Below are 20998 nucleotides of genomic sequence, written 5' to 3' on the forward strand. Positions count from 1 at the left end.
ATTGAACATAAAGACTATTTGGAGGAAAAATGACACAGACTTACTCAACGGCGATACGGCCTGACGTTGATTCACTGGTTAGCGATCGTTTTACCCTCGACAGTGATACGCCGGGGATCTCATTGCATTTACGCCATCGTCGTCTGGCTGACCTTGAGACGTTCAATGCCGATAATACGCTGGTGATGGTTCATGGCGCGAGCTATTCGTCCGGAAGCCTGTATGACGTACGCTATAACGGCATGTCTTTCATTGACTATTTGGCACTGAGCGGGCTGAGCGTTTATGCGCTGGACGTACGTGGATACGGCCATTCAACCCGTCCATCTGAAATGTCCCTGCCAGCCGAAGACAATCTGCCGCTGTGCGGTACAGAAATTGGCATCCGTGACCTCAATCAGGTGGTTGATTGGGTGAGGGAAAAGCATCAACTCGAGCGAGTGCAAATCTTTGGCATGTCGTGGGGTGGCAGCGTGGCGGGTGCTTTTACCAGCCGCTATAACGACAAGGTTAATAAGCTGGTGGTGCTGGCACCGCAGTGGCTTAACTCGGGGCCGATGCGCATCGATAACGGCGGTAAAATCGGTGCGTATCGGCTTATTCCCGTTTCGCAGGGTAAAGCCAACTGGCTGGCCGCCGCGCCGGCGGAGCATCGCGATGGGTTGATCCCCGAGGGCTGGTTTGAGGCTTGGGCGGCACAAACGCTGGCGGAGGATCCGCAGAGCCAGAATTCAACGCCTGCCGTTTTGCGCGCGGTGAACGGTCCGGTTCAGGACGTGCGTAACTTCTGGGCGGTAGGCAAGCCATTTTATCGACCGCAGGACGTCACCCGTCCGGTGCTGTTGGTGCACGGTGAATGGGATGCCGATGTGCCGCTGCGCATAATGAGTGATTATTTCACCTCATTCACTCGGGCACCCGTCAGACGCTGGGTCGAAATCGGTGAAAGTACCCACATGATGCTGATGGAGAAAAATCGCCTTCAGGCTTATCGTGCGGTGAGTGACTTTTATCTGCGGCAAGAGCCGGAAGAATAAAAAAAGGGGGAACATAATGATTATGTTCCCCCTTCTCATCTTACCCACCGTAGTGGATGTGAACTATCAGACCAGTTCAATCACGTCGAATTTAGCTTCGGCGCTGACGTCGGCGTCGTAATCAACGCCTTTCAGTCCGAAACCAAACAGACGCAGGAACTCATCTTTGTAACCCTGATAATCGGTCAGCTGATAGATGTTGTCATCATTGAGCTGAGACCAGATAACGCCACAGGTTTTCTGAACTTCGTCGCGCAGTTCCCAGTCGTCGAGGCGCAGACGGTTTTTCTCGTCGGTTTCCGGCACTGAGTTGTTGTAAAGCTTGGTCGCGAAAAGACGCTGGATCTGCTCGATAGTGCCTTCGTGAATACCTTGCTCTTTCATGATTTTGAAAGCGATAGAGATATAAAGCGGCATAACAGGAATAGCGGCAGAAGCCTGAGTAACCACTGATTTCAGCACGGCCACGTTGGCAGAACCGCCTTTGGCTTTCAGTCTGCTGTCGATAGCCTGAGCCGCGCGATCGAGATCTTCTTTCGCTTTGCCCAGCGTACCGTGCCAGTAGATTGGCCAAGTCAGTTCGGTACCAATGTAGGAATAAGCCACGGACTTAGCGTTGTCGGCCAGCACGCCAGCGTCGGCGAGGGCATTCATCCACAGTTCCCAGTCCTGACCACCCATTACCTGAATGGTGTCGGCGATTTCCTGCTCGTTGGCCGGCTCAACCACGGCGCTGACAAGTTTGTCTTTGTTGGTGTCCAGCGCGGTTGACTCATACGGCTCGCCAATTGGCTTGAGCGCAGAACGCACCAGCTCGCCTGAATCAGGCAGTTTACGCACTGGAGAAGCCAATGAATAAACCACCAGGTCGATTTGACCCAGGTCTTCTTTAATCAGTTTGATCACGGTATCGCGGCATTCGTTGGAGAACGCGTCGCCGTTAATGCTTTTTGAGTACAAGCCTTCTTCTTTTGCCGCTTTATCGAAAGCCGCAGAGTTGTACCAGCCAGCCGAACCTGTTTTGCTTTCGCTGCCCGGTTTTTCGAAGAACACCCCAATGGTGGCAGCATCTGCACCAAACGCGGCGTTAATTCTTGAGGCAAGCCCATAACCAGTGGAGGCACCAATGACCAGGACGCGTTTTGGCCCGTCTTTCAGTTTGCCTTGCGCTTTCACGTATGCAATTTGCTCACGCACGTTGGCTTCACAGCCGATTGGGTGAGTGGTCGTACAGATAAAACCACGAATTTTAGGTTTGATAATCATGACAAGGCTTATCTTGTTGGTTATTAATGGAGGGTAATATTACCTTATTTTCGCGACAACCTTAAGACTCTGCTTTTGTATGTGAGCGAAATGTGCGGATTAATTTGCTGCGAAGAGGGCGGTCAGGGGAAAAGAGGATAAGAAATAAACATTTCGATAAACCCCGCCGCCAATGCGGGGCGGGGTAATTACACATTATCGGCAGTATCAGGACTGGGATAATGCGGCTTTAGGCTGTGGCTCTTTATCATCGCTAACGCGGTCAAGCGTCATGCGATGCAGCTTGGAGGCCGTCAGCAGCATCAAAAGAGCAATCACGCCGGTCACGATACCAATTTGCATAAACACGTGGCTGTAAATGGCCAGTGACGCATGCGCATCGTTGATGTCGGAAGGGACGGCGGTCAGCGCGGCCACTTTACCGGCAATAATCGCCGCGGCAGCGGTGGTTAAATACCATGAACCCATGATAAAGCCCATCAGACGCTGCGGAACCAGCTGTGCCACCATCGCCAGACCCAGACCCGAGATCATCAGCTCACCAATACTTTGCAGCGCATAGCTCAGCACCAGCCAGTTTACTGAAACAATACCGGCTTCATTGGCGAAGCTTGCACCCCACGGCAGAACCAGGAAGGCCAGTGAACACAGCACCATACCAATCGCAAACTTGTGTGGCATCGGCATGCGGTTACCCAGTTTGGCATAAACGGCGGCCAAAATCGGGCTGGCAACCATGATCCAGAACGGGTTAAGCGCTTGGTACTGTTCAGGCTGGAAATCGATACCCAGCAGGTGATTGTTCACGTTGTGGATCGCAAAGAAGTTCAGCGACGTTGGCATCTGACTGTAAAGCACGAAGAACACAATGGCTTCGAGCATCAGCAGGAACGCCACGATCATTTTGCGACGCGCAAGGCCTTGCAGGCCGAAGGTTTCTTTACCGAAGATAAAGATGATGCACACTGAAACCACCGCCAGCGCCCAGCGAGCAATTGACTGGTTGTGCAACAAGAAGCTGGAAATAGCCACCAGAGCCACCACGCCAACGACAACCATTAACAGTTTGCCGTAGTTTACCGGCTTGAAGTCAGGTTTTGAGCCGTGGTCTTTTACCCAGCGGCGGCAGAACATGAAGTTCACCAAGGTGATAAGCATGCCTACAACGCTCAGGGAGAACGCTACGCTCCAGCCGTACTTGGCCGCCAGATACGGGGTTGCCAGCATGGAGAAGAAGGAGCCGATGTTCACCGACATGTAGTACATGGTGAAAGCGCCGTCGAGACGCGGGTCATCTTTCTCGTAGCAGGTTGAAAGCAAAGAGGATGGATTTGCTTTAAACAGGCCACTGCCCACGGCGATGGTCGCCATACCCATGTAGACCCAGAAAATATCGTGACCGGAATAAGCGACCTGAGCATAGCCCAGCGCCAGCACCAGAGCGCCGAGAATAATGACGCGTTTGGAACCCAGCACTTTGTCTCCCAGCCATCCGCCAATGGCGACAAAGCCATAAACCAGTGCGCTGAAAGAGGAGAACAGGGTGATGGAGTCTGCTTCACTCAGGCCAAGCATTTTGACCAGATAGACTGCCATGATCCCCTGCAGGCCGTAGTAACCAAATCGTTCCCATAATTCGATGGAAAAAATAAGGTAGAACGCGCGGGGCTGTTTGAAGGCGTTCATGCTGACGCTTTCGTTTTTAGTCGGTGTTGAGTTTGTCTTTGACACGAATACCTCTGTTTATCTCTTCCTGCCTCATAGACGGGCAGCACATAAGTCGTGCAGGTATGCACTCTTAGCATAGTTATAGGATGTATGACGGCGGGTAATGTTCACTATCTTGACGATTCAGGCAAGCTTTTTGTCATATTCCGTTACAGTTATGCCTGACAGTCTGATTAAACTCTAATCGAATTGTTATGCGGTATTTAAAATTGGGTTTAATTAAATAGTTGAATTTATATGCTGATTAATTATCAATCACTCATGGAGTGGTGATAATCGCTGCTCATTGGTCAACTATCGGATTTATGATGTGAATTTATAGGAATTTGCTGAGTGTAAGCTCTGCGATAACGCTTTTTTGCAGGATTTTGTAAATGGGTGCTTTGAGGGGTTTTGCAAGCGTTTTTAGGCCGATGATTGTAATGTGATATTCGTCACTTTTTAACACTAAATTTTAGATAGGAAATAAGAAATGTAACGGTCAGAGCGGTAGAAAACAGAAGGGATCACTATCACGAGGTAATTACAGGGTGCTTTACCCTGTAATAACCCTGTAAACGGTTGGGTTAGGCGAGTTCTGATGTACCCAGCGTTTGAATCAGGCGATTCAGCCAACTAAATAGCGCACTGCTCAGTAAAATATCGAGAGTTTGCTGATGCGTATAGCCCGCATCGAGCAGCAGTTGCAGGGCAGAGGCATCGAATTTTTCAGGCGTTTGCGTCAGCGTTTTAACCGCTTTTACCCGCGAGTCTTGCTCGACGGTGGGCGTATGCTGCGGTTCTGGCTCCAAAAACAGGCTATCAATATGGCCACTGGCGCCGCCGGTTTCGAGATAATACCGGCCGTGGATACCCGCACAGTACAGACAGCCATTGATGCGTGAGGTGGCCGCCGCTGCCCACTCTTTAAGCGCCGATTTTTCATCGCCAGGCTGCTTCATAATGTGCGTTGTTAATGCGGAAAGCGCCTCAAGCGAACCGGCGTCCTGCAACAACAGACGATAAAATGAAGAGTCACGTGCGTCAGGGGCGCTAAAATCCAGCACATCCAACTGCTCCCGCGTGGCCTGGGTTAAGTCCACTTCGGGTAAAAATGATTGCCAGCGGCGCAGTTGAAGTGAGAATCCACTCTGCTTTGCCTCTTCAGGATGCGAAAAACCCGGTAACACGGTGGCAGGGCGACCCGCCAGTGCATTAATCACCGCCAGCAGACGTGCCTGAAAACTGACAAAGCCTATCAACTGGGTGAAAACGACAATGTCTTGCGCACTCAGGCCGACGTCGCTGAGTTGTTTGAGCATCTCGCGGTTAATCAGCGTCGGTTGAGTCGCTAACAGTCTGGCGTATTGCGCGAGGTGTGTCTGGCGAATATTGCTTTCGCGTGACGCATCCGGACAGTTTAACGGCGCAAGGCGTGCGGCAAAATGTGTGCACAGAGGCTGAATACCGGTGACCTGAGCTACAGTGAGCGCACTGCTCAGGCGATCGTAGAGAGAAAGTGTCTGATGGCGTGAAAGTGACACGTTCTTGGGAAACAGCTTGTTATAAGCAGTCTGCGCGGCAAACAGTAAACCATTGCGCTGCGTCAGTAAACGGCGTAACGAAGGCTCAATCCTTTGTTCGAGACCTAAAAGAAAACTGTCGGATTCGTTCGTTTGACAGGGATCCAGTAGGGTGTGACGCTGCTGGCTAGTCTGGGTTTCATGATACCAGCCATCAAGAGCGGCCCGGCGCTGTTGTTCCATCTTCGAGTCCTTTGCGTGAGGCAATTTCAGACTCTATCCTTGCCGATAGCGTGCACCATATAAAATACTGTTAAGTGATAAATCATAGCTAAAAGGAATAGCAAAACATAAAAAGGACGATAAAAGGATAAGGCATCGGAAAAGTGATGAGAAAGGCGGCGGGTCATACTTAATGGCATGACCCAGGAGAAAATCAGAAAATTTTGGTATCACGCCGTGAGGTATCGGCATTGAGCGCTTCGCTAAAATGACCGGCGACCAGTCTTTTAGTCAAGTCGTGCAGCGGCGCGGCTAACACCTCGGCAGTATTACCGCGCTCAACCACTTCGCCATTGTGCATCACCAATACTTGATCGCTAATGTGCTTCATCATGCCAAGATGTTGTGTCACATAGATGTAGGCAATGCCCTGCTTTTCTTGCAGTTCGAGCATCATGTTGATGATTTGCGATCGCATCGACATGTCGAGTGAAGCCAGGGCTTCATCGGCAACAATCACCTTGGGCTGTAGAATAAGCGCACGGGCCAACGCCACACGCTGCACCTGTCCGGAGGCCAGCATGTGCGGGTAATAATTGGCGTGGTCAGGCAGCAGTCCCACCTGGCGCAGCGTTTGATTGATGCGCGTTTCGCGCTCCTGCGCTTCCATATTACTGGTCAGGCGCAGCGGTGCTTCAAGAATCTGGCCGATGCGCTGACGCGGGTTGAGCGAGGTCGTGGGGTCCTGAAAAATCATGCGTATCAGTTGGCTGCGGTTACGATAATCACCAAACTTAACGCTTTGCTCATCAACCAGAATTTCACCGCCGGTGGGTTCAATCATGCCGACCAGCATTTTAGCCAGCGTCGATTTACCCGAGCCATTTTCCCCAATTATCGCTAACGTCTGTTTCGGTCGCAGTGTGAAATTGACCGGCTTCACCGCCTGTAGGTTCATTTTACGGAACAAGCCGGTGCGATAACGGAAGGTTTTACACAGATTGCGCACTTCTAGCAGCGTTTCGCCCATTATTGCTCCTCCATATTAAGTGGAAAGTGGCAGGCATAGGCGTGCGTTTTCGCCAAACGCAGGCGCGGTGTTTCGATACATTTTTTCTGCGCATACGGGCAGCGCGGCCCGAGCCTACAGCCAATCGGCAGGTGTTCCAGCGAAGGGATAGCCCCAGGCAGGGTGTTCAGGCGACTTTTATGCGGCAGTGAACGGCCAAAGTCAGGCATCGCGCGGATTAGCGCCTGTGTATAAGGATGATGAGGCGCTGCCAGCAGGTCCTCACACAGGGCACTTTCTACCGTTTGGCCGCAGTAAAGCACGTTAACCCGATTGGCCCACTTGCTCATCATCTGCAAATCATGGCTGATCAGCAAAATAGTGGTGTTGTTATTTTGATTAAGGCGCGCCAGCAGGCGGAAAATCTGCGCCTGCGTGGTCGGCTCCATGGCATTGGTTGGCTCATCGGCAATGAGCAGCCGTGGCTGGTTGGCGAGCGCGATGGCAATCATCACTTTTTGGCACTCACCCTCAGTCAGCTCATAAGGGAAGCTGGCCATAATGTCTTTATGATCCTTGATCCCTACGCGGTGCAGTAGCTCGATTGCACGGCGTTTTCGCCATCTAAAACGCTGATACCATAAGCCTTTGTAGGTCCAGCCGGGGATGGCTTGCATTAGCTGGCGACCAATGCTTTCAGAGGGATCTAGACAGGACTGCGGTTCCTGAAAAATCATTGAAATATTGTGACCAATCAGCTTACGCCGTTCGCGTGGGCTGAGTCGCAGCAGGTCAATATCGTCAAAACGCATGCGGTCAGCCGTGACGCGCCAGTTGTCTTTGGTGACCCCGCAAATGGCTTTGGCAATCAGGCTTTTCCCCGAACCTGATTCCCCCACCAACCCGCGAACCTCGCCGGCGCTGAGGGTCATACTGACGCGATCGACCGCTTTGACCGGGCCGTCAGAGGTCATAAATTCAATGGTCAGGTTGCGAATATCCAATAACGGCATTATTTCACCCCGGCAATAATTGCGCGACGAATGCCATCGCCCAGCAGATTAATAAGCAGCACACTAATCAGAATAGCCGCGCCGGGCAGCATGACCGTCCACGGCGCAACATAGACCAATTCAAGCGAGTCACCCAGCATCGCGCCCCATTCTGGGGAGGGGAGCTGCGCACCGAGGTCGAGAAATCCGAGTGCGGCAATGTCCATAATGGCCATTGACAGTGCGCGAGTGAATTCCGTTACCAAAACCGCCACAATATTGGGCAGCACCGCATAGCGCAGAATTTGTAGCGTGGTTGCGCCGTCCAGACGAACGGCCACCACATACTCTTTTTCAAGCTCGTCGTGAACGGCAACGTACAGTGTGCGGGCCATGCGAGGCAGGAGTGCCATCCACACTGCTAGAAACGCGTGCTCAAGTTTGGGGCCAATAAACGCCACCACTACAATCGCCAGCAGTAAAGAGGGAATAGAGAGCAAAGTGTCAAGCACGTGGTTAAGCACCGCCGAGCGGATGCCGCGCGTGCTTCCGGCAAGTACGCCGATAATCACCGCGCAGAATGCCGCCGCCAGAGTGACCAGTATTGCACCGCCGATGGTGGGCGCCGCACCGCTGAGAATGCGGCTTAGCAGGTCGCGGCCTAGGTCATCAGTGCCTAAAAAGAATGAAACGTCGCCATAGCGTGACCATGAAGGCGGCAGTAGTTGATACCCCAGAAACTGCTGGTCGAGTTGGTAAGGTGCCAGCAGGCCGCCAAAAATGCACAAGAAGATCAGCCCTATCACGCCGTAAAAGCCAATCATCGACAGGCTATCGCGATAGAAAATATGCCACGTGTAGCGCAGCGGGCTGGGCACCTGTTTTTCGCGGTAAACGTTATCTGAAGGCATACCATTCCTTGTGTTTCAATGGGTTCAACATCGCGCCTAAAATATCCGAGAGCACATTGACCACAATAACCAGCGAACCGGCCACCATCACGCCGGCTGAAATAGCCGCGTAGTCCTGCTGGCGAATGGCGTTGACTAGCCAGCGGCCAAGACCCGGCCAGTTGAACACCACTTCTGTTATCATTGCCAGCGTCAGCATGGTCGAAAACTGCAGGCCAAGCTGGGGAATAATCGGCGGCAGGGCGTTGTGCAGCACGTGGCGGCGAATAATAGTGAAGCGCGACAGGCCCCGAGTGGCTGCCGCCTTAACATAATTCTTTGACAGCACATCGTCGGTGCTGATGCGCATCAGGCGGATAACTTCGGTGGTCGGCGCGACCGCCAGTGCGGCAATCGGCAGCACCATGTGTTTCAACGCGCTGACTACCATTTCATGGCGGTAGGGCGAATGGGAGAGCCAGGCGTCAATCAGCGTAAACCCGGTCACCGGTTTTAGCTGATAAAGCAGGTCAATGCGCCCTGAGACTGGCAGCCAGCCGAGTTGGAGCGAAAAGAACAGCATCAACAGCAGTGCCAGCCAGAAAATGGGAATCGAAAAGCCGAGCAGTGCCAAGGTGCTAATAGTGACGTCTGGCCATTTTCCGCGCATCACGCCGGCCGTTATCCCAAGAGGAATGCCGACGATCAGCGCTAGCACGAAGGCCAAAATACACAACTCCATGGTGGCCGGGAACACGCTAAGCAGTTGACCGCTGATGGGTTCACCGTTAATGCTTGAGACCCCAAAGTCAAATTGCGCCATTCCACTAAAGAAGAAGCGGTAGGCGTCCCACAGTGAGGCACCCTGTAGCGGGGCATGCGGCGTAAAATAACTCAGGCTGAATGCGACGAGGCTGAGGAGAAACAAGGTAATAATCAGCAGCAGCAGGCGGCGCAAAATGAAGATGATCACGGTGTTTTTCCCCCGGCCTGAGTTTGAGTGCTGCCATCAGCGTTATTTTTGCTCATGTCGCGATAGACGCCAGCAAAAGAGGCATTGCCGAACGGGCTTAAAACTAAACCTTTAATATCGTAGCGGTAGGCTTGCAGACGTAACGAAGACGCCAGTGGCAGTACCGGCAGCTCTTTCTCGAGAATGCTTTGCGCCTGCTGGTAGTAGTCGATGCGCTGCGAGAGCTGCTGAGAAAGCAGTGCCTGATGCAGCAGGCCGTCAAATTCAGGGCTACACCAGTGAGCATAGTTGGTCTGCGAATGAATTGCCGCACAGCTGAGCACCGGACGGAAAAAACTGTCCGGGTCATTACTGTCGGTAGACCAGCCCGAGAGCGTAAGGTCGTGATTCATCTCCATCAATCGCGCTTCCTGAAAACGCCCCTCGACCGGCACGATGATCACTTTGATCCCGACCTGCGCTAAATCCGCCTGAATCAGCTCGGCAGTTTTTAACGGGCTGGGGTTGTAGGACTGTGAAATAATCGGCACCCACAGATGGAGCACCAGATTCTTTTTATTCAGACTTTCGAGGATCTGGCGCGCTTTATCAGGGTTATATTCAGTGACCTTGGCACTGCTGTCGTAAGCCCACGACGCGCGCGGTAGCACAGAGGCTGCGGTCTCGGCGGTGCCGTAATAAATTGACTGCATTAGACGCTGGTTGTTAATGGACAGCGCCACTGCTTCACGCACGCGGACATCGTCCAGCGGCGGTTTACTGGTGTTAAACGCCAAGTAGGCGACGTTCATACCAGGACGCAGCGTCAGGCGCAGGCGTGGATCGTCACGCAGAATAGAAAGTTGACTGGCAGCGGGATAGGCCAGCACATCGCACTCGCCGGTCAGCAGCTTGGACAAACGACCTGTGCCGCCAACGCCCATATCTATTACGACCTGCTGCATGCGCGGCACGCCTTTCCAATACTGCCCATTGCGCGCCAGTCGCACGAATTGACCTGCGCGATAGTCGTCAAGCTGGAAAGGTCCAGTACCCACCGGTAGGCGGTCGATCTGCTCTTCGTTCCCCTTTTTTTGCAGATTATTGGCATATTCAGCGGAAAGAACGGGCGAATAATGGGTCGCAAGATGCCACAGGAAAGACGCATCGGGATTGTTGAGCTGGATTTCGACGGTGTAATTATCAATTTTCTTTACGCTTTTCACCGTCTTGGCGAACTGTAAACTGTCGAAATACGGATAGTCGCTGCCGTTAACGCTGTGATAGTGGTTCTTTTCATCGATGATGCGGCTGATGCTAAACACGACGTCATCGGCGTTCATCACGCGCGTTGGGGTAAACCACGGGGTAGTTTGAAAAGGCACGTCTTTGCGCAAATGAAAACGGTAGGTCGCGCCGTTGTCGAGCACGTCCCAGCTTTGCGCAAGCTCGGGTATCAGGCGATAGGTGTAAGGGTCAACGTCCAGCAGCCGGTCATAAAGCTGCGCCGCAAGTGTATCAATCACTATGCCGCTACTGACTTTCTGCGGGTTAAAGGTGTTCACCATGCCGTTCACGCAGTAAACGAATCCGCTTTGGCGAATATCATTGGCTGGTGCAGGCAGGGGAGCTGGATGCGTTATTACGCCAGAGTCTTTCGCCGCAGGGAGCGTTTCGGCGGAAATTGTGGCAGCAAAACCCGCCGTGGAAAGACCGGCAAGCAGTAGCATCCAAAGAGTTAAACGACGCATAAGGGCTTCAAATGTAAGTAAGCAATTCGCTAAGTGTACCGCACTCTGCAAGACACCCCAATGCATTGCGTAAACAATAGCTGAGTGAGTAGCCATAAGGTCTGTACGGTAATGAGAAATATTCTCAACAAAGTGCTTTACAGATGGTACTGATAACTATTATCATCTTTTTACCGACTGAGGAGCGACCCACCCTGGGACGTAAAACAGTCGGTACGACATTGCTCACATTGCTTCCAGTATTACTTGGCCAGCTCGGGTGCTGGCTTTTTTTTGCCTGTTATTCGCTGAAATAACAGACTTTTCTATGAGTTATCATCTTGTGCGTTAACCTGCATTCCATGCTTTTTCAATATTCCTCTCAGCTGATGATAAGTCAGTCCCAATAAATCGGCCGCGCGTCGCTGATTAAATTTCGCCTGTTTCAGTGCCTGTTCAATCAGATTCTTCTCAACCCCGTTGAGCCACTCTTTACTGTCGACCGGCAGGGGGGGAAGCGTCAGACTGCCGTGCTCGGCAACAGCCGTCTTAAAGACCGGCGAGGGCGTGCGGTTAAACGGATCCAACACAATGTTGTTTAATGCGGTGTCGCTGTTGCCGTGGCGGTACATGGAGCGCTCAACCACGTTCTTTAACTCTCTCACGTTGCCCGGCCAGCCATAGTCCAGCAGCGTCTGCTGCGCCTGCTCGGTAAAGCCTGGAAATAAAGGCAGTGAAAGTTCACGGCACATCTGAATGGCAAAATGCTCGGCCAACAGCATGATATCCTGCTGGCGCTCACGCAGCGGCGGCAGTTGAACCACGTCAAACGCCAGTCTGTCGAGCAAGTCGGCGCGAAACTTTCCTGCCGCCGCCAGCGCAGGCAGATCATCGTTGGTGGCGCATACTAGCCGCACATCAACTTGCAGCGGTTGACTGCCGCCGACGCGCTCAAGATGCCCGTATTCAATTACCCGCAACAATTTTTCCTGCACCAGCATCGGCGCGGTTGCCAATTCATCCAGAAATAAGGTGCCACCGTCTGCGCGCTCAAAGCGTCCAAGATGGCGCTTTTGCGCACCGGTAAAGGCACCGGCCTCGTGACCAAACAGCTCAGAGTCGAGCAGGCTTTCATTTAATGCCGCGCAATTAAGTGAAATAAACGGTCCCTGCCAACGCCCGGACAAGTAGTGTAGGCGGTGTGCTATCAGCTCTTTACCGGTGCCGCGCTCGCCGGTGACCAGCACCGGTTTATTCAGACGGGCAAGCTGCGAGACCTGTTCTAATACTTCTACAAATGAATTGGCTTCGCCGAGCAGGTTATCAATGATGGCTGTCATGGTGAATTTTACCAACCCTTAGTTAATTTAATCAGTCCAGAATTAAGCCTAGCAGAAGATGGAATAAAAAAACTGTTTTTATTCAGTGAGATAATAAATTTAAAAAGTTGGCACGGGTCTTGTAATAACGAATACAGGATTACTCGCCGTCGCTAGCTTAGCGGTGGCTTAATTAACGGCCTATTGGGTCAAATGATAAGTCAAAGAGGAATGTTCATTATGGGTATTTTTTCTCGTTTCGCGGATATCGTAAACGCTAACATCAACACGCTGCTCGATAAGGCAGAAGATCCGCAGAAGTTGGTGCGACTGATGATTCAGGAAATGGAAGACACGCTGGTGGAAGTCCGTTCTACTTCAGCACGCGCGTTGGCCGAGAAGAAACAGCTTAATCGCCGCATCGAGCAGGGTGAAGCACAGCAAAGAGAGTGGCAGGACAAAGCCGAGCTGGCTCTACGTAAAGACAAAGACGATTTAGCGCGCGCGGCGCTCATTGAAAAGCAGAAATTGGTTGAACTGGTCACCACGCTCAAACATGAAGTGACCATCGTGAACGAAACGCTGGACCGCATGAAGTCAGAGATTGGCGAACTTGAAAGCAAACTGACCGAAACGCGCGCTCGTCAACAGGCATTAACTTTACGTCATCAGGCCGCATCATCGTCACGCGATGTGCGTCGTCAGCTCGACAGCGGTAAAATTGACGAAGCCATGGCGCGCTTTGAGCATTTTGAACGCCGCATTGATAGTATGGAAGCCGAAGCTGAATCAATGAGCATTGGCAAAAAGAAATCACTGGACCAGCAGTTTGCCGAACTGAAAGCCGATGATGAAATCAGCGCGCAGATTGAGGCATTAAAAGCCAAAATGCAGACTCACAAGGACGCATAACAGTTCTCTGCATCCACGGCATTTTATTGAAGAGATCCTAAAGGAGTAGACATGAGCGTTCTTTTTTTAGCCATTCCACTGACAATATTTGTGTTATTTGTCGCGCCGATTTGGCTGTGGCTGCACTACAGCAATCGGTCGCAAAGCGGCAGTCAGTTGAATCAACATGAGTATCAGGATTTACAGCAGCTTACCGGAGAAGCGCGCCGCATGCGTGAGAGGATCCAGGCGTTAGAAGAAATTCTTGATGCCGAACATCCGGGCTGGAGGCAATCATGATGCCGACTCCGCTGTCACAAAGAAAGCTTTACCGCGTTCCAGAAGAGGGTGTGCTGAAAGGGGTGTGTGCCGGGCTGGCGCACTATTTCGGCGTTCCGGTCAAGCTGCTGCGCCTGATTGTGGTTCTGTCGCTGTTTTTCGGCCTGTTTATGTTTACGGTGGTGGGCTATTTCCTGCTGGCCTGGCTGCTTGAACCTGTCCCGGCGCAGAGTTTTAACGACGAGAATGCGGTTTCCGCCGCGGATTTGCTGGCCGAGGCCGACCGCGAGCTTAACGCCAGCGAACAGCGCCTGAGGCAGGTGGAGCGCTATGTGACCTCCGAAACCTTTGGGGTTCGCAGCCGCTTCCGCGACCTGTAGTCACAGTGTAGGTCGCGATAATTTTGCGCGTTATCAGTACTATTTTCAAATTTTCAATAAGAACGGTAAATCTGCATTTTGTCGGTTTATTCAGGAGGACAGTTTTATGCGCTATGCGTCAGCCGTTGCAACATCAGCCAAAAGTGGCCTGTTGAAGAAGGCCTTCAAATTTATCATTATGGTTGTGCTCACCTTCGCTCCGGCGGGGGTGGCTGCCAAAGTTTTAGGTGTACTAGGCAGGGGACCTTTGCGCTATGTTTTAGCCCTGTTTTTAGAGCCTTTGGTAAGACGGATATTAACCGCAGTGTTTGGGCGCTATGCCAGGGAGAGTAATGAAAAGACTACAAAATGAATTCTCGTCAATGGTCAACCGCGGGTTAGACCGTCATTTACGTCTTGCTGTTACCGGCCTTAGCCGTAGTGGTAAGACGGCTTTTATTACCTCGTTAGTCAATCAATTACTCCACGTTCACAGCGGTTCACGTCTGCCGCTGTTTTCCGCCGTACGTGAAGAGCGACTGCTGGGGATCAAACGCGTCCCACAGCGTGACTTGGGCGTTTCGCGATTTACTTACGATGAAGGCATCGCTCAGCTTTACGGCACGCCTCCAGCCTGGCCTACGCCAACGCGGGGCGTCAGTGAAATTAGACTGGCGCTGCGTTTTCGCTCCAATGACTCACTGCTGCGTCATTTCAAGGATACCTCAACGCTGTATCTCGAAATTGTTGACTATCCCGGCGAGTGGTTACTGGATTTGCCCATGCTTGAGCAGGACTATCTGAGCTGGTCGCGGCAAATGGCGGCGCTGCTACAGGGGCAGCGGGCCGAGTGGGCGGCGCCTTGGCTGGCGCTGTGCCAGCAGTGTGACCCTTTGGCACCGGCGGACGAAAATCTGCTGGCGGCTATTGCGCAGGCCTACACTGATTATCTGGTGCGCTGCAAAGACCAAGGCCTGCATTTTATTCAGCCCGGACGATTCGTTTTACCCGGTGACCTCGCTGGCGCGCCTGCGCTGCAATTTTTCCCTTGGCCCGTGCTGCATCAGTACAGTGACAGTCAACTGGCGCAGGCCGACAAGCACAGCAATCTAGGTATGCTCCGTCAGCGTTTTAACTATTACTGCGCCAATATTGTGAAAGGCTTTTATAAAGAGCATTTCGTCCGCTTTGACCGGCAAATCGTGCTGGTGGATTGCTTGCAGCCCTTGAACAGCGGTCCTCAGGCGTTTAATGACATGCGTCTGGCCCTGACTCAGTTGATGCAAAGTTTCCATTACGGCAAACGTACGCTGTTTCGTCGGTTGTTTTCGCCGTGTATCGACAAGTTGATGTTTGCTGCCACTAAGGCCGACCATATTACCGGCGATCAGCACGCCAATCTGGTGTCGCTGCTGCAACAATTGGTGCAAGAGGCGTGGCAAAATGCCGCCTTTGAAGGCATAAGTATGGATTGCGCGGGGCTGGCCTCGGTGCAGGCCACGGAAAGCGGACTGGTTGATTATCAGGGCCAGTCGGTACCTGCCATTAAGGGACACCGCCTTGAAGACGGTCAACCTCTGACAGTCTATCCCGGAGAAGTCCCCGCACGTCTGCCGGGCAACGCCTTCTGGGAACAGCAGGGGTTTCATTTTGACGATTTTCGTCCTCGGCAGATGAATATCGATGTGCCGATGCCGCATATCAGAATGGACGCTGTGATGGAGTTTTTATTGGGAGATAAAATGCGATGAGCGAGCCGCTGAAACCGCGTATCAATTTCGAACAAACGATTAAAGCCGCTGAAGAGCCCACCCTGCGCGCGGCGCAAAGCTTTGAAGGCGCGCAGGCCGAAAACTTTTTGGCCGTCCCCGATGAAGACCCGTTATTGGCAGACGACGGTCAGGCGGAAGCGGTAGTGAGCCGTGCGTTAAAACCGCGCCGCAGCCTGTGGAGTAAAATGGTGCGCCTCGGGGGCGTGGTTTTTGCCGCAAGCGTGGTGGGACAGGGCATTCAGTGGGTGCATCAGGCCTGGATACAGCAGAACTGGATCGCACTAGGAGCCTGCACCGCGGGGGGGCTTGTGGTCGTTGCTGGGGTCGGCTCGGTACTGACTGAGTGGCGGCGTTTATACCGCCTGCGTCAGCGGGCCGACGAACGCGATACGGCAACTGACCTCCTGCACAGTCACGCGCAGGGTCAGGGCCGTGCTTTTTGTGAAAAACTGGCACGGCAGGCAGGTTTGGACCAAAGCCACCCCGCGCTTCAACGCTGGCAAGCATCACTGCATGAAACCCACAGCGATCGTGAAGTGGTTGAGCTCTATGCCCGACTGGTTCAGCCGGTGCTGGACGGACAGGCACGGCGTGAAATCAGCCATTCTGCCGCCGAATCTGCGCTGATGATTGCCGTCAGCCCACTGGCTATTGTTGATATGGCCTTTATTGCCTGGCGCAACCTGCGACTGGTCAACCGCATTGCGTCGCTGTATGGCATTGAGCTGGGCTATTACAGCCGGATCCGGCTGTTTCGTTTGGTGTTGCTCAATATGGCTTTCGCCGGTGCCACAGAGCTGGTACGCGAAGTGGGAATGGACTGGATTTCTCAGGACTTGGCGGCGCGACTTTCAGCTCGTGCGGCACAGGGCATCGGTGCCGGTTTACTGACCGCGCGTTTGGGAATTAAAACGATGGAACTCTGTCGTCCGCTGCCGTGGCTGGAAGGAGACAAACCGCGCTTGGGGGATTTTCGTACCGAGCTAATCGGTAAGTTGAAATCGACCATGACGAAAGCGAATAAGACTAAGTGAGGATAACGCGGAAAAAATAATCAGGGATCGTTTAGATAAAGCAGGGATGCAACAGTGAGATGGTGGTGGGGGAAGGATTCGAACCTTCGAAGTCGATGACGGCAGATTTACAGTCTGCTCCCTTTGGCCGCTCGGGAACCCCACCACGAAATTCGTGGATTTCTCATTACTCATAAAACACGACAATTACTGCATTTTTTCGTTCACCTGCCGCGTGGCTTGTCGCGGTAAGCGGGGCGCATCATATCAAATGAAATGCTGCTGTAAAGTCTTGAAACGCACAAATTAGGTTGAATGCTTTTTTTTTGCGCTGGCGGACGTTTTACTGAACAAAATCAGCCGCCAGCGTTCATTTTCTGCTTACAAAATAACCGTGCGATTGCCGTATACAAATACGCGCTGTGCCAGCACTTTATAGATAGCGCGGCTCAGTACATTTTTCTCTACGTCACGTCCTGCACGCATCATATCGTCTGCGGTATAGGTGTGGTCGACGTGAATAACGTCCTGCATGATAATTGGACCTTCATCCAGACTGTCATTTACGTAGTGCGCCGTGGCGCCAATAATTTTCACGCCGCGTTCATAGGCCTGATGATAAGGACGGGCACCAATAAACGCCGGCAGGAACGAGTGGTGAATATTAATCACCTGATGAGGATAGTGCTGAACGAAGCCCGGCGTCAGTACGCGCATATACTTCGCCAGAACCACGTAATCCGGCTGATACTTGTCAATCTGTTCCATCATTGCGCTGTCGTGCTGTTCGCGGGTCAGACCTTCATGGCTCACCAGATGGAAAGGAATATCGAAGCGTTCAACCAGCGTCTTCAATGTTTCATGATTACCAATCACGGCGGCAATCTCCACGTCCAGCCCGCCGTATACTGATTTCATCAGCAGGTCGCCCAGACAGTGCGCTTCTTTTGTCACCAAAATAACGATACGGCGGCGGTCGGTACTTTGCAGCTCACGGACCGAGCCTTTTGGTAACGCGCTGTCGAGATCGGCCAACAGGGTCGTGTCGTTAAAAATGCCTTCAAGCTCGGTGCGCATAAAGAAGCGACCGGTGCGGTGATCGACATATTCATTGTTTTGAACGATATTCAGTTCATGCTTGTAGCAAATATTGGTAATTTTCGCGATCAGGCCTTTCGCATCGGGGCAGATAGTGCGAAGAACTTTAGTTTGTATGTTGTGTTGTGACATTTGGATCCTGTCTCCCCAATAGGGATCGGGGGGTAAATTAAGTTATCTGTCTATATTATGGGGCGCATTATGCCGTGTTATTGCGCGCAGCACTTCTTATATTTTTTGCCGGAACCGCAGGGACAAGGATCGTTTCGACCGGTCTGCGGTTTTATACCGTCTATATAATACCAGCGTTCATTGGCACGTAGAAAGCGTGAGCGTTCGTGAACAAGTACCACAGCAGACCCGTCACTGTCCTGATAACGCGCCGAGAATTCAACAAAACCTTCGTCGGCATTTTTACCGGCCGCAGTGGCGATAACCTGTAGTCCTAACCATTGCGTTGACTCAAAACCTTCGAGCAGCGCGTGGCGAAAATCGGCGGCGTGGCAGTCGGGATGCCAGCTCGAAATCAGATAATCGGCATTTTTGGTCACATAAGCACTGTAGCGTGAGCGCATCAATACTTCAGGTGTGGCCGCGAGGCGTACACCGGTTATTGCCGGTTGGCAACATTGTTCAAACTCTGACTCGCTGCCGCAGGGGCATAGTATTGTCACATTAACTCCAGTAGCTGACAGCACGCAGCGTGCACTTTTGAATGCAGAAGGGCGGTATGTTACCTAACAATGTCACTCGGTGACAACGCGCAACCGGCAGCAAATCCTTTGTGATTAGGCAAAGATAGGAAAAATAATGTCACGACAGTTAAAGATAGGCCTGGCTTTAGGGTCAGGAGCCGCAAAGGGTTGGGCACATATTGGCGTTATTAATGCCTTAGAAGAGTTGGGGATCAAAGTCGATATCGTTGCAGGATGCTCGGTTGGATCGATGGTGGGGGCTGCTTACGTGAGCGGCCGTCTGCCTGCTATGGAGGGTTGGGTACGTTCGTTTAGCTATTGGGACGTATTGCGGCTGATGGATTTTTCGTGGCGTCGTGGCGGTTTACTGCGCGGTGAGCGAGTATTTAACGCCGTGTCGCAGCTTCTGCGTATCAGTGACTTTGAGCAGTGCAATCGTAAATTTGGCGCGGTGGCTACTAATCTCAGTACCGGACGCGAGCTGTGGCTGACCAAGGGCGATTTGCATCAGGCGGTACGCGCCTCGTGCAGCATGCCGGGGCTGCTGGCACCGGTGTGGTTTAACGGCTATTGGCTGGTGGATGGTGCGGTGGTAAATCCCGTACCGGTATCACTCACGCGGGCAATGGGGGCCGATATTGTGATAGCGGTCGACCTACAGCACGACGCGCATTTAATGCAGCAGGAGCTGCTGTCGGTGCAGGCGAATCCCGACAATCTTGATGACGAAAAGGAGCTCAGCTGGCGCGATAAAATTCGTCAGAAGCTGGCTCGCCCGCCGACGCGGCAAAGTATTCTGGCACCGACGGCGATGGAAATCATGTCGACCTCAATTCAGGTGCTGGAGAACCGGTTAAAACGCTATCGCATGGCGGGCGATCCGCCGGACGTTATCCTGCAACCTTACTGTCCGCAAATCTCCACTCTCGATTTCCATCGTGCAGAAGAAGCGATAGAAGCAGGGCGCTTGGCGGTGGAAAAACAGATGGATCAGCTATTACCATTGATTAAAAACAATCAATTCTGAACGGCTTAGCAACAAACGCGCGATATCTGATAATTCTGACGGGCAAAACTTTACTTTATAGGCCACTATTAGGGTTAAGAGATTTTGGGAGACCCTGATGGACAAGCCACTTACAAGCAAGCACATTCTGATCGTCGAAGACGAAGCCGTTTTCCGGTCGGTACTCGCAGGCTATGTAAGTTCTCTGGGTGCCACTTTTACCGAGGCTGTTAATGGCCTCGAGGCCCTGTCTTTAGTCGAAGAGTTTCCGCCAGACTTAATCCTTTGTGACCTCGCGATGCCCGAAATGGGCGGCATAGAGTTTGTTGAAAACCTTCGCTTACAGGGCAACAAAACCCCGGTACTCGTTATTTCCGCCACCGACAAAATGACAGACGTTGCCACTATGCTGCGTCTGGGCGTCGAAGACGTGCTGCTTAAACCTGTTAAAGATCTTAATCGACTCAAAGATGCTCTGCTTACCAGCCTTTATCCAAAACTCTTCTCCTCGCAGGCGATGGACAAAAGTGACCTGATTCAAGACTGGGAGGCGCTGTGCCGCAATCCGCACGAAGCTGCAAGGCTTTTGCAGGAACTGCAACCGCCAGTTCAGCAAACGCTGGCCCACTGTCGCATCAATTATCGCCAGCTCACAATGGCTCAGCAGTCAGGTTTGGTGCTGGACATTGCCGCGCTGTCCTCCAAGGATCTCGGTTTCTACTGCCTGGACGTTACGCGCGCCAATGACAACGGCGTGCTTGCCGCCTTGCTGCTGCGTGCCATCTTCAACGGACTGCTGCGCGAGCACCTCAGTAATCAAAATCAGCGGCTACCCCAAATGTCGACCTTGCTCAAAGAGGTCAACCATTTGCTCAAACAGGCACGCCTTGAGGGACAATTTCCTCTGTTGATGGGCTATTACAACGCAGAACAAAAAAATCTAATACTGGTTTCAGCGGGATTGCATGCCAACATCAATACGGGGTCAAATCAGATTCAGCTTAGCAACGGTGTGCCGCTCGGTACGTTAGGCTCGTCCTATTCCAATCAGGTCAGCCAGCGTTGCGAAGCGTGGCAATGTCAGGTTTGGGGGGCCGGTGGGCGCCTGCGTTTGATGCTTTCTGCTGAATAATTCTGCGGCTGTTATCTCACTGAGATGTCATTAGGAGTTGGCCAACATTGCCTTAAGCTGCGGTTATTTAGGACTATTTCCTAAGATTATTCTTATCTTCCCTTCA

At 52.3% G+C, this 20998-nt stretch carries 20 protein-coding genes and 1 tRNA gene; 9 read left to right on the forward strand and 12 right to left on the reverse strand.

Annotation, left to right across the window (positions count from 1 at the left end; genetic code table 11):
• The first annotated feature begins 29 nt into the window (after positions 1 to 29).
• Positions 30 to 1037 carry an alpha/beta hydrolase gene (locus BS639_RS07785; protein WP_084982749.1) on the forward strand — a complete coding sequence of 336 codons (1008 nt, stop codon included), beginning with the start codon at positions 30 to 32 and terminating at the stop codon, positions 1035 to 1037.
• 66 nt (positions 1038 to 1103) lie between these two features.
• On the opposite strand, the gene fabV is transcribed toward BS639_RS07785, so the two are convergent.
• The 9 genes from fabV to pspF all read right to left on the reverse strand — a co-directional run bounded on the left by fabV (position 1104) and on the right by pspF (position 12668).
• Complete coding sequence (gene fabV, locus BS639_RS07790) at positions 1104 to 2303, reverse strand: enoyl-ACP reductase FabV (protein WP_084982750.1); 1200 nt, start codon at positions 2301 to 2303, stop codon at positions 1104 to 1106.
• A gap of 207 nt (positions 2304 to 2510) precedes the next feature.
• Positions 2511 to 4034 (reverse strand): dipeptide/tripeptide permease DtpA, encoded by a 1524-nt coding sequence (gene dtpA / locus BS639_RS07795; RefSeq protein WP_084982751.1) that lies wholly within the window; start codon positions 4032 to 4034, stop codon positions 2511 to 2513.
• Positions 4035 to 4597: 563 nt separating this feature from the next.
• Complete coding sequence (locus BS639_RS07800; protein WP_084982752.1) at positions 4598 to 5776, reverse strand: CMD domain-containing protein; 1179 nt, start codon at positions 5774 to 5776, stop codon at positions 4598 to 4600.
• Between the two features lie 193 nt (positions 5777 to 5969).
• Complete coding sequence (gene sapF / locus BS639_RS07805; protein ID WP_055770362.1) at positions 5970 to 6785, reverse strand: putrescine export ABC transporter ATP-binding protein SapF; 816 nt, start codon at positions 6783 to 6785, stop codon at positions 5970 to 5972.
• Complete coding sequence (gene sapD / locus BS639_RS07810; RefSeq protein ID WP_055770365.1) at positions 6785 to 7777, reverse strand: putrescine export ABC transporter ATP-binding protein SapD; 993 nt, start codon at positions 7775 to 7777, stop codon at positions 6785 to 6787. The genes sapF and sapD overlap by 1 nt, the downstream gene beginning before the upstream one ends.
• Positions 7777 to 8667 (reverse strand): putrescine export ABC transporter permease SapC, encoded by an 891-nt coding sequence (gene sapC / locus BS639_RS07815; protein WP_084982753.1) that lies wholly within the window; start codon positions 8665 to 8667, stop codon positions 7777 to 7779. The genes sapD and sapC overlap by 1 nt, the downstream gene beginning before the upstream one ends.
• Positions 8654 to 9619, reverse strand: a complete 966-nt coding sequence (sapB, locus tag BS639_RS07820) for a putrescine export ABC transporter permease SapB (protein ID WP_055770371.1) — start codon at positions 9617 to 9619, stop codon at positions 8654 to 8656. The genes sapC and sapB overlap by 14 nt, the downstream gene beginning before the upstream one ends.
• Positions 9616 to 11349 carry an ABC transporter substrate-binding protein SapA gene (sapA, locus tag BS639_RS07825; protein WP_084982754.1) on the reverse strand — a complete coding sequence of 578 codons (1734 nt, stop codon included), beginning with the start codon at positions 11347 to 11349 and terminating at the stop codon, positions 9616 to 9618. The genes sapB and sapA overlap by 4 nt, the downstream gene beginning before the upstream one ends.
• Positions 11350 to 11654: 305 nt before the next feature.
• Positions 11655 to 12668 carry a phage shock protein operon transcriptional activator gene (pspF, locus tag BS639_RS07830; protein WP_084982755.1) on the reverse strand — a complete coding sequence of 338 codons (1014 nt, stop codon included), beginning with the start codon at positions 12666 to 12668 and terminating at the stop codon, positions 11655 to 11657.
• 219 nt (positions 12669 to 12887) lie between these two features.
• On the opposite strand from pspF, the gene pspA reads away from it, so the two are divergent.
• From pspA to BS639_RS07860, 6 genes are all read left to right on the forward strand, one after another.
• Complete coding sequence (pspA, locus tag BS639_RS07835; RefSeq protein ID WP_055770381.1) at positions 12888 to 13559, forward strand: phage shock protein PspA; 672 nt, start codon at positions 12888 to 12890, stop codon at positions 13557 to 13559.
• A 51-nt stretch (positions 13560 to 13610) separates the two neighbouring features.
• Positions 13611 to 13838, forward strand: a complete 228-nt coding sequence (pspB, locus tag BS639_RS07840; protein ID WP_055770384.1) for an envelope stress response membrane protein PspB — start codon at positions 13611 to 13613, stop codon at positions 13836 to 13838.
• The gene (gene pspC / locus BS639_RS07845; RefSeq protein WP_084982761.1) at positions 13838 to 14197 is read left to right on the forward strand and encodes an envelope stress response membrane protein PspC; all 360 of its coding nucleotides are present in this window, start codon (positions 13838 to 13840) and stop codon (positions 14195 to 14197) included. Before pspB ends, pspC begins: the two co-directional genes overlap by 1 nt.
• Positions 14198 to 14303: 106 nt before the next feature.
• The gene (locus tag BS639_RS07850) at positions 14304 to 14549 is read left to right on the forward strand and encodes a phage shock protein PspD (RefSeq protein ID WP_084982756.1); all 246 of its coding nucleotides are present in this window, start codon (positions 14304 to 14306) and stop codon (positions 14547 to 14549) included.
• On the forward strand, positions 14530 to 15927 hold the full coding sequence (locus tag BS639_RS07855) for a YcjX family GTP-binding protein (RefSeq protein WP_084982757.1): 1398 nt from the start codon (positions 14530 to 14532) through the stop codon (positions 15925 to 15927). Before BS639_RS07850 ends, BS639_RS07855 begins: the two co-directional genes overlap by 20 nt.
• On the forward strand, positions 15924 to 16982 hold the full coding sequence (locus tag BS639_RS07860) for a YcjF family protein (RefSeq protein ID WP_055770394.1): 1059 nt from the start codon (positions 15924 to 15926) through the stop codon (positions 16980 to 16982). Before BS639_RS07855 ends, BS639_RS07860 begins: the two co-directional genes overlap by 4 nt.
• A 60-nt stretch (positions 16983 to 17042) precedes the next feature.
• Here BS639_RS07860 and BS639_RS07865 read toward each other — a convergent pair.
• From BS639_RS07865 to BS639_RS07875, 3 genes are all read right to left on the reverse strand, one after another.
• Positions 17043 to 17127, reverse strand: a tRNA-Tyr gene (locus tag BS639_RS07865).
• Positions 17128 to 17342: 215 nt separating this feature from the next.
• Positions 17343 to 18191, reverse strand: coding sequence for a formyltetrahydrofolate deformylase (gene purU / locus BS639_RS07870; protein ID WP_055770397.1), 849 nt, complete (start codon positions 18189 to 18191; stop codon positions 17343 to 17345).
• Positions 18192 to 18268: 77 nt separating this feature from the next.
• Positions 18269 to 18733: a YchJ family protein gene (locus tag BS639_RS07875; protein ID WP_084982758.1), complete on the reverse strand. Its 465-nt coding sequence runs from the start codon at positions 18731 to 18733 to the stop codon at positions 18269 to 18271.
• A gap of 136 nt (positions 18734 to 18869) precedes the next feature.
• On the opposite strand from BS639_RS07875, the gene rssA reads away from it, so the two are divergent.
• Together rssA and rssB are read left to right on the forward strand one after the other, a co-directional pair.
• The gene (gene rssA / locus BS639_RS07880) at positions 18870 to 19781 is read left to right on the forward strand and encodes a patatin-like phospholipase RssA (RefSeq protein ID WP_055770403.1); all 912 of its coding nucleotides are present in this window, start codon (positions 18870 to 18872) and stop codon (positions 19779 to 19781) included.
• Positions 19782 to 19878: 97 nt separating this feature from the next.
• Positions 19879 to 20892 (forward strand): two-component system response regulator RssB, encoded by a 1014-nt coding sequence (rssB, locus tag BS639_RS07885; protein WP_055770406.1) that lies wholly within the window; start codon positions 19879 to 19881, stop codon positions 20890 to 20892.
• Positions 20893 to 20998 lie beyond the last annotated feature (106 nt).

This window comes from Rouxiella silvae (assembly GCF_002093625.1).
Lineage (GTDB): Bacteria > Pseudomonadota > Gammaproteobacteria > Enterobacterales > Enterobacteriaceae > Rouxiella > Rouxiella silvae.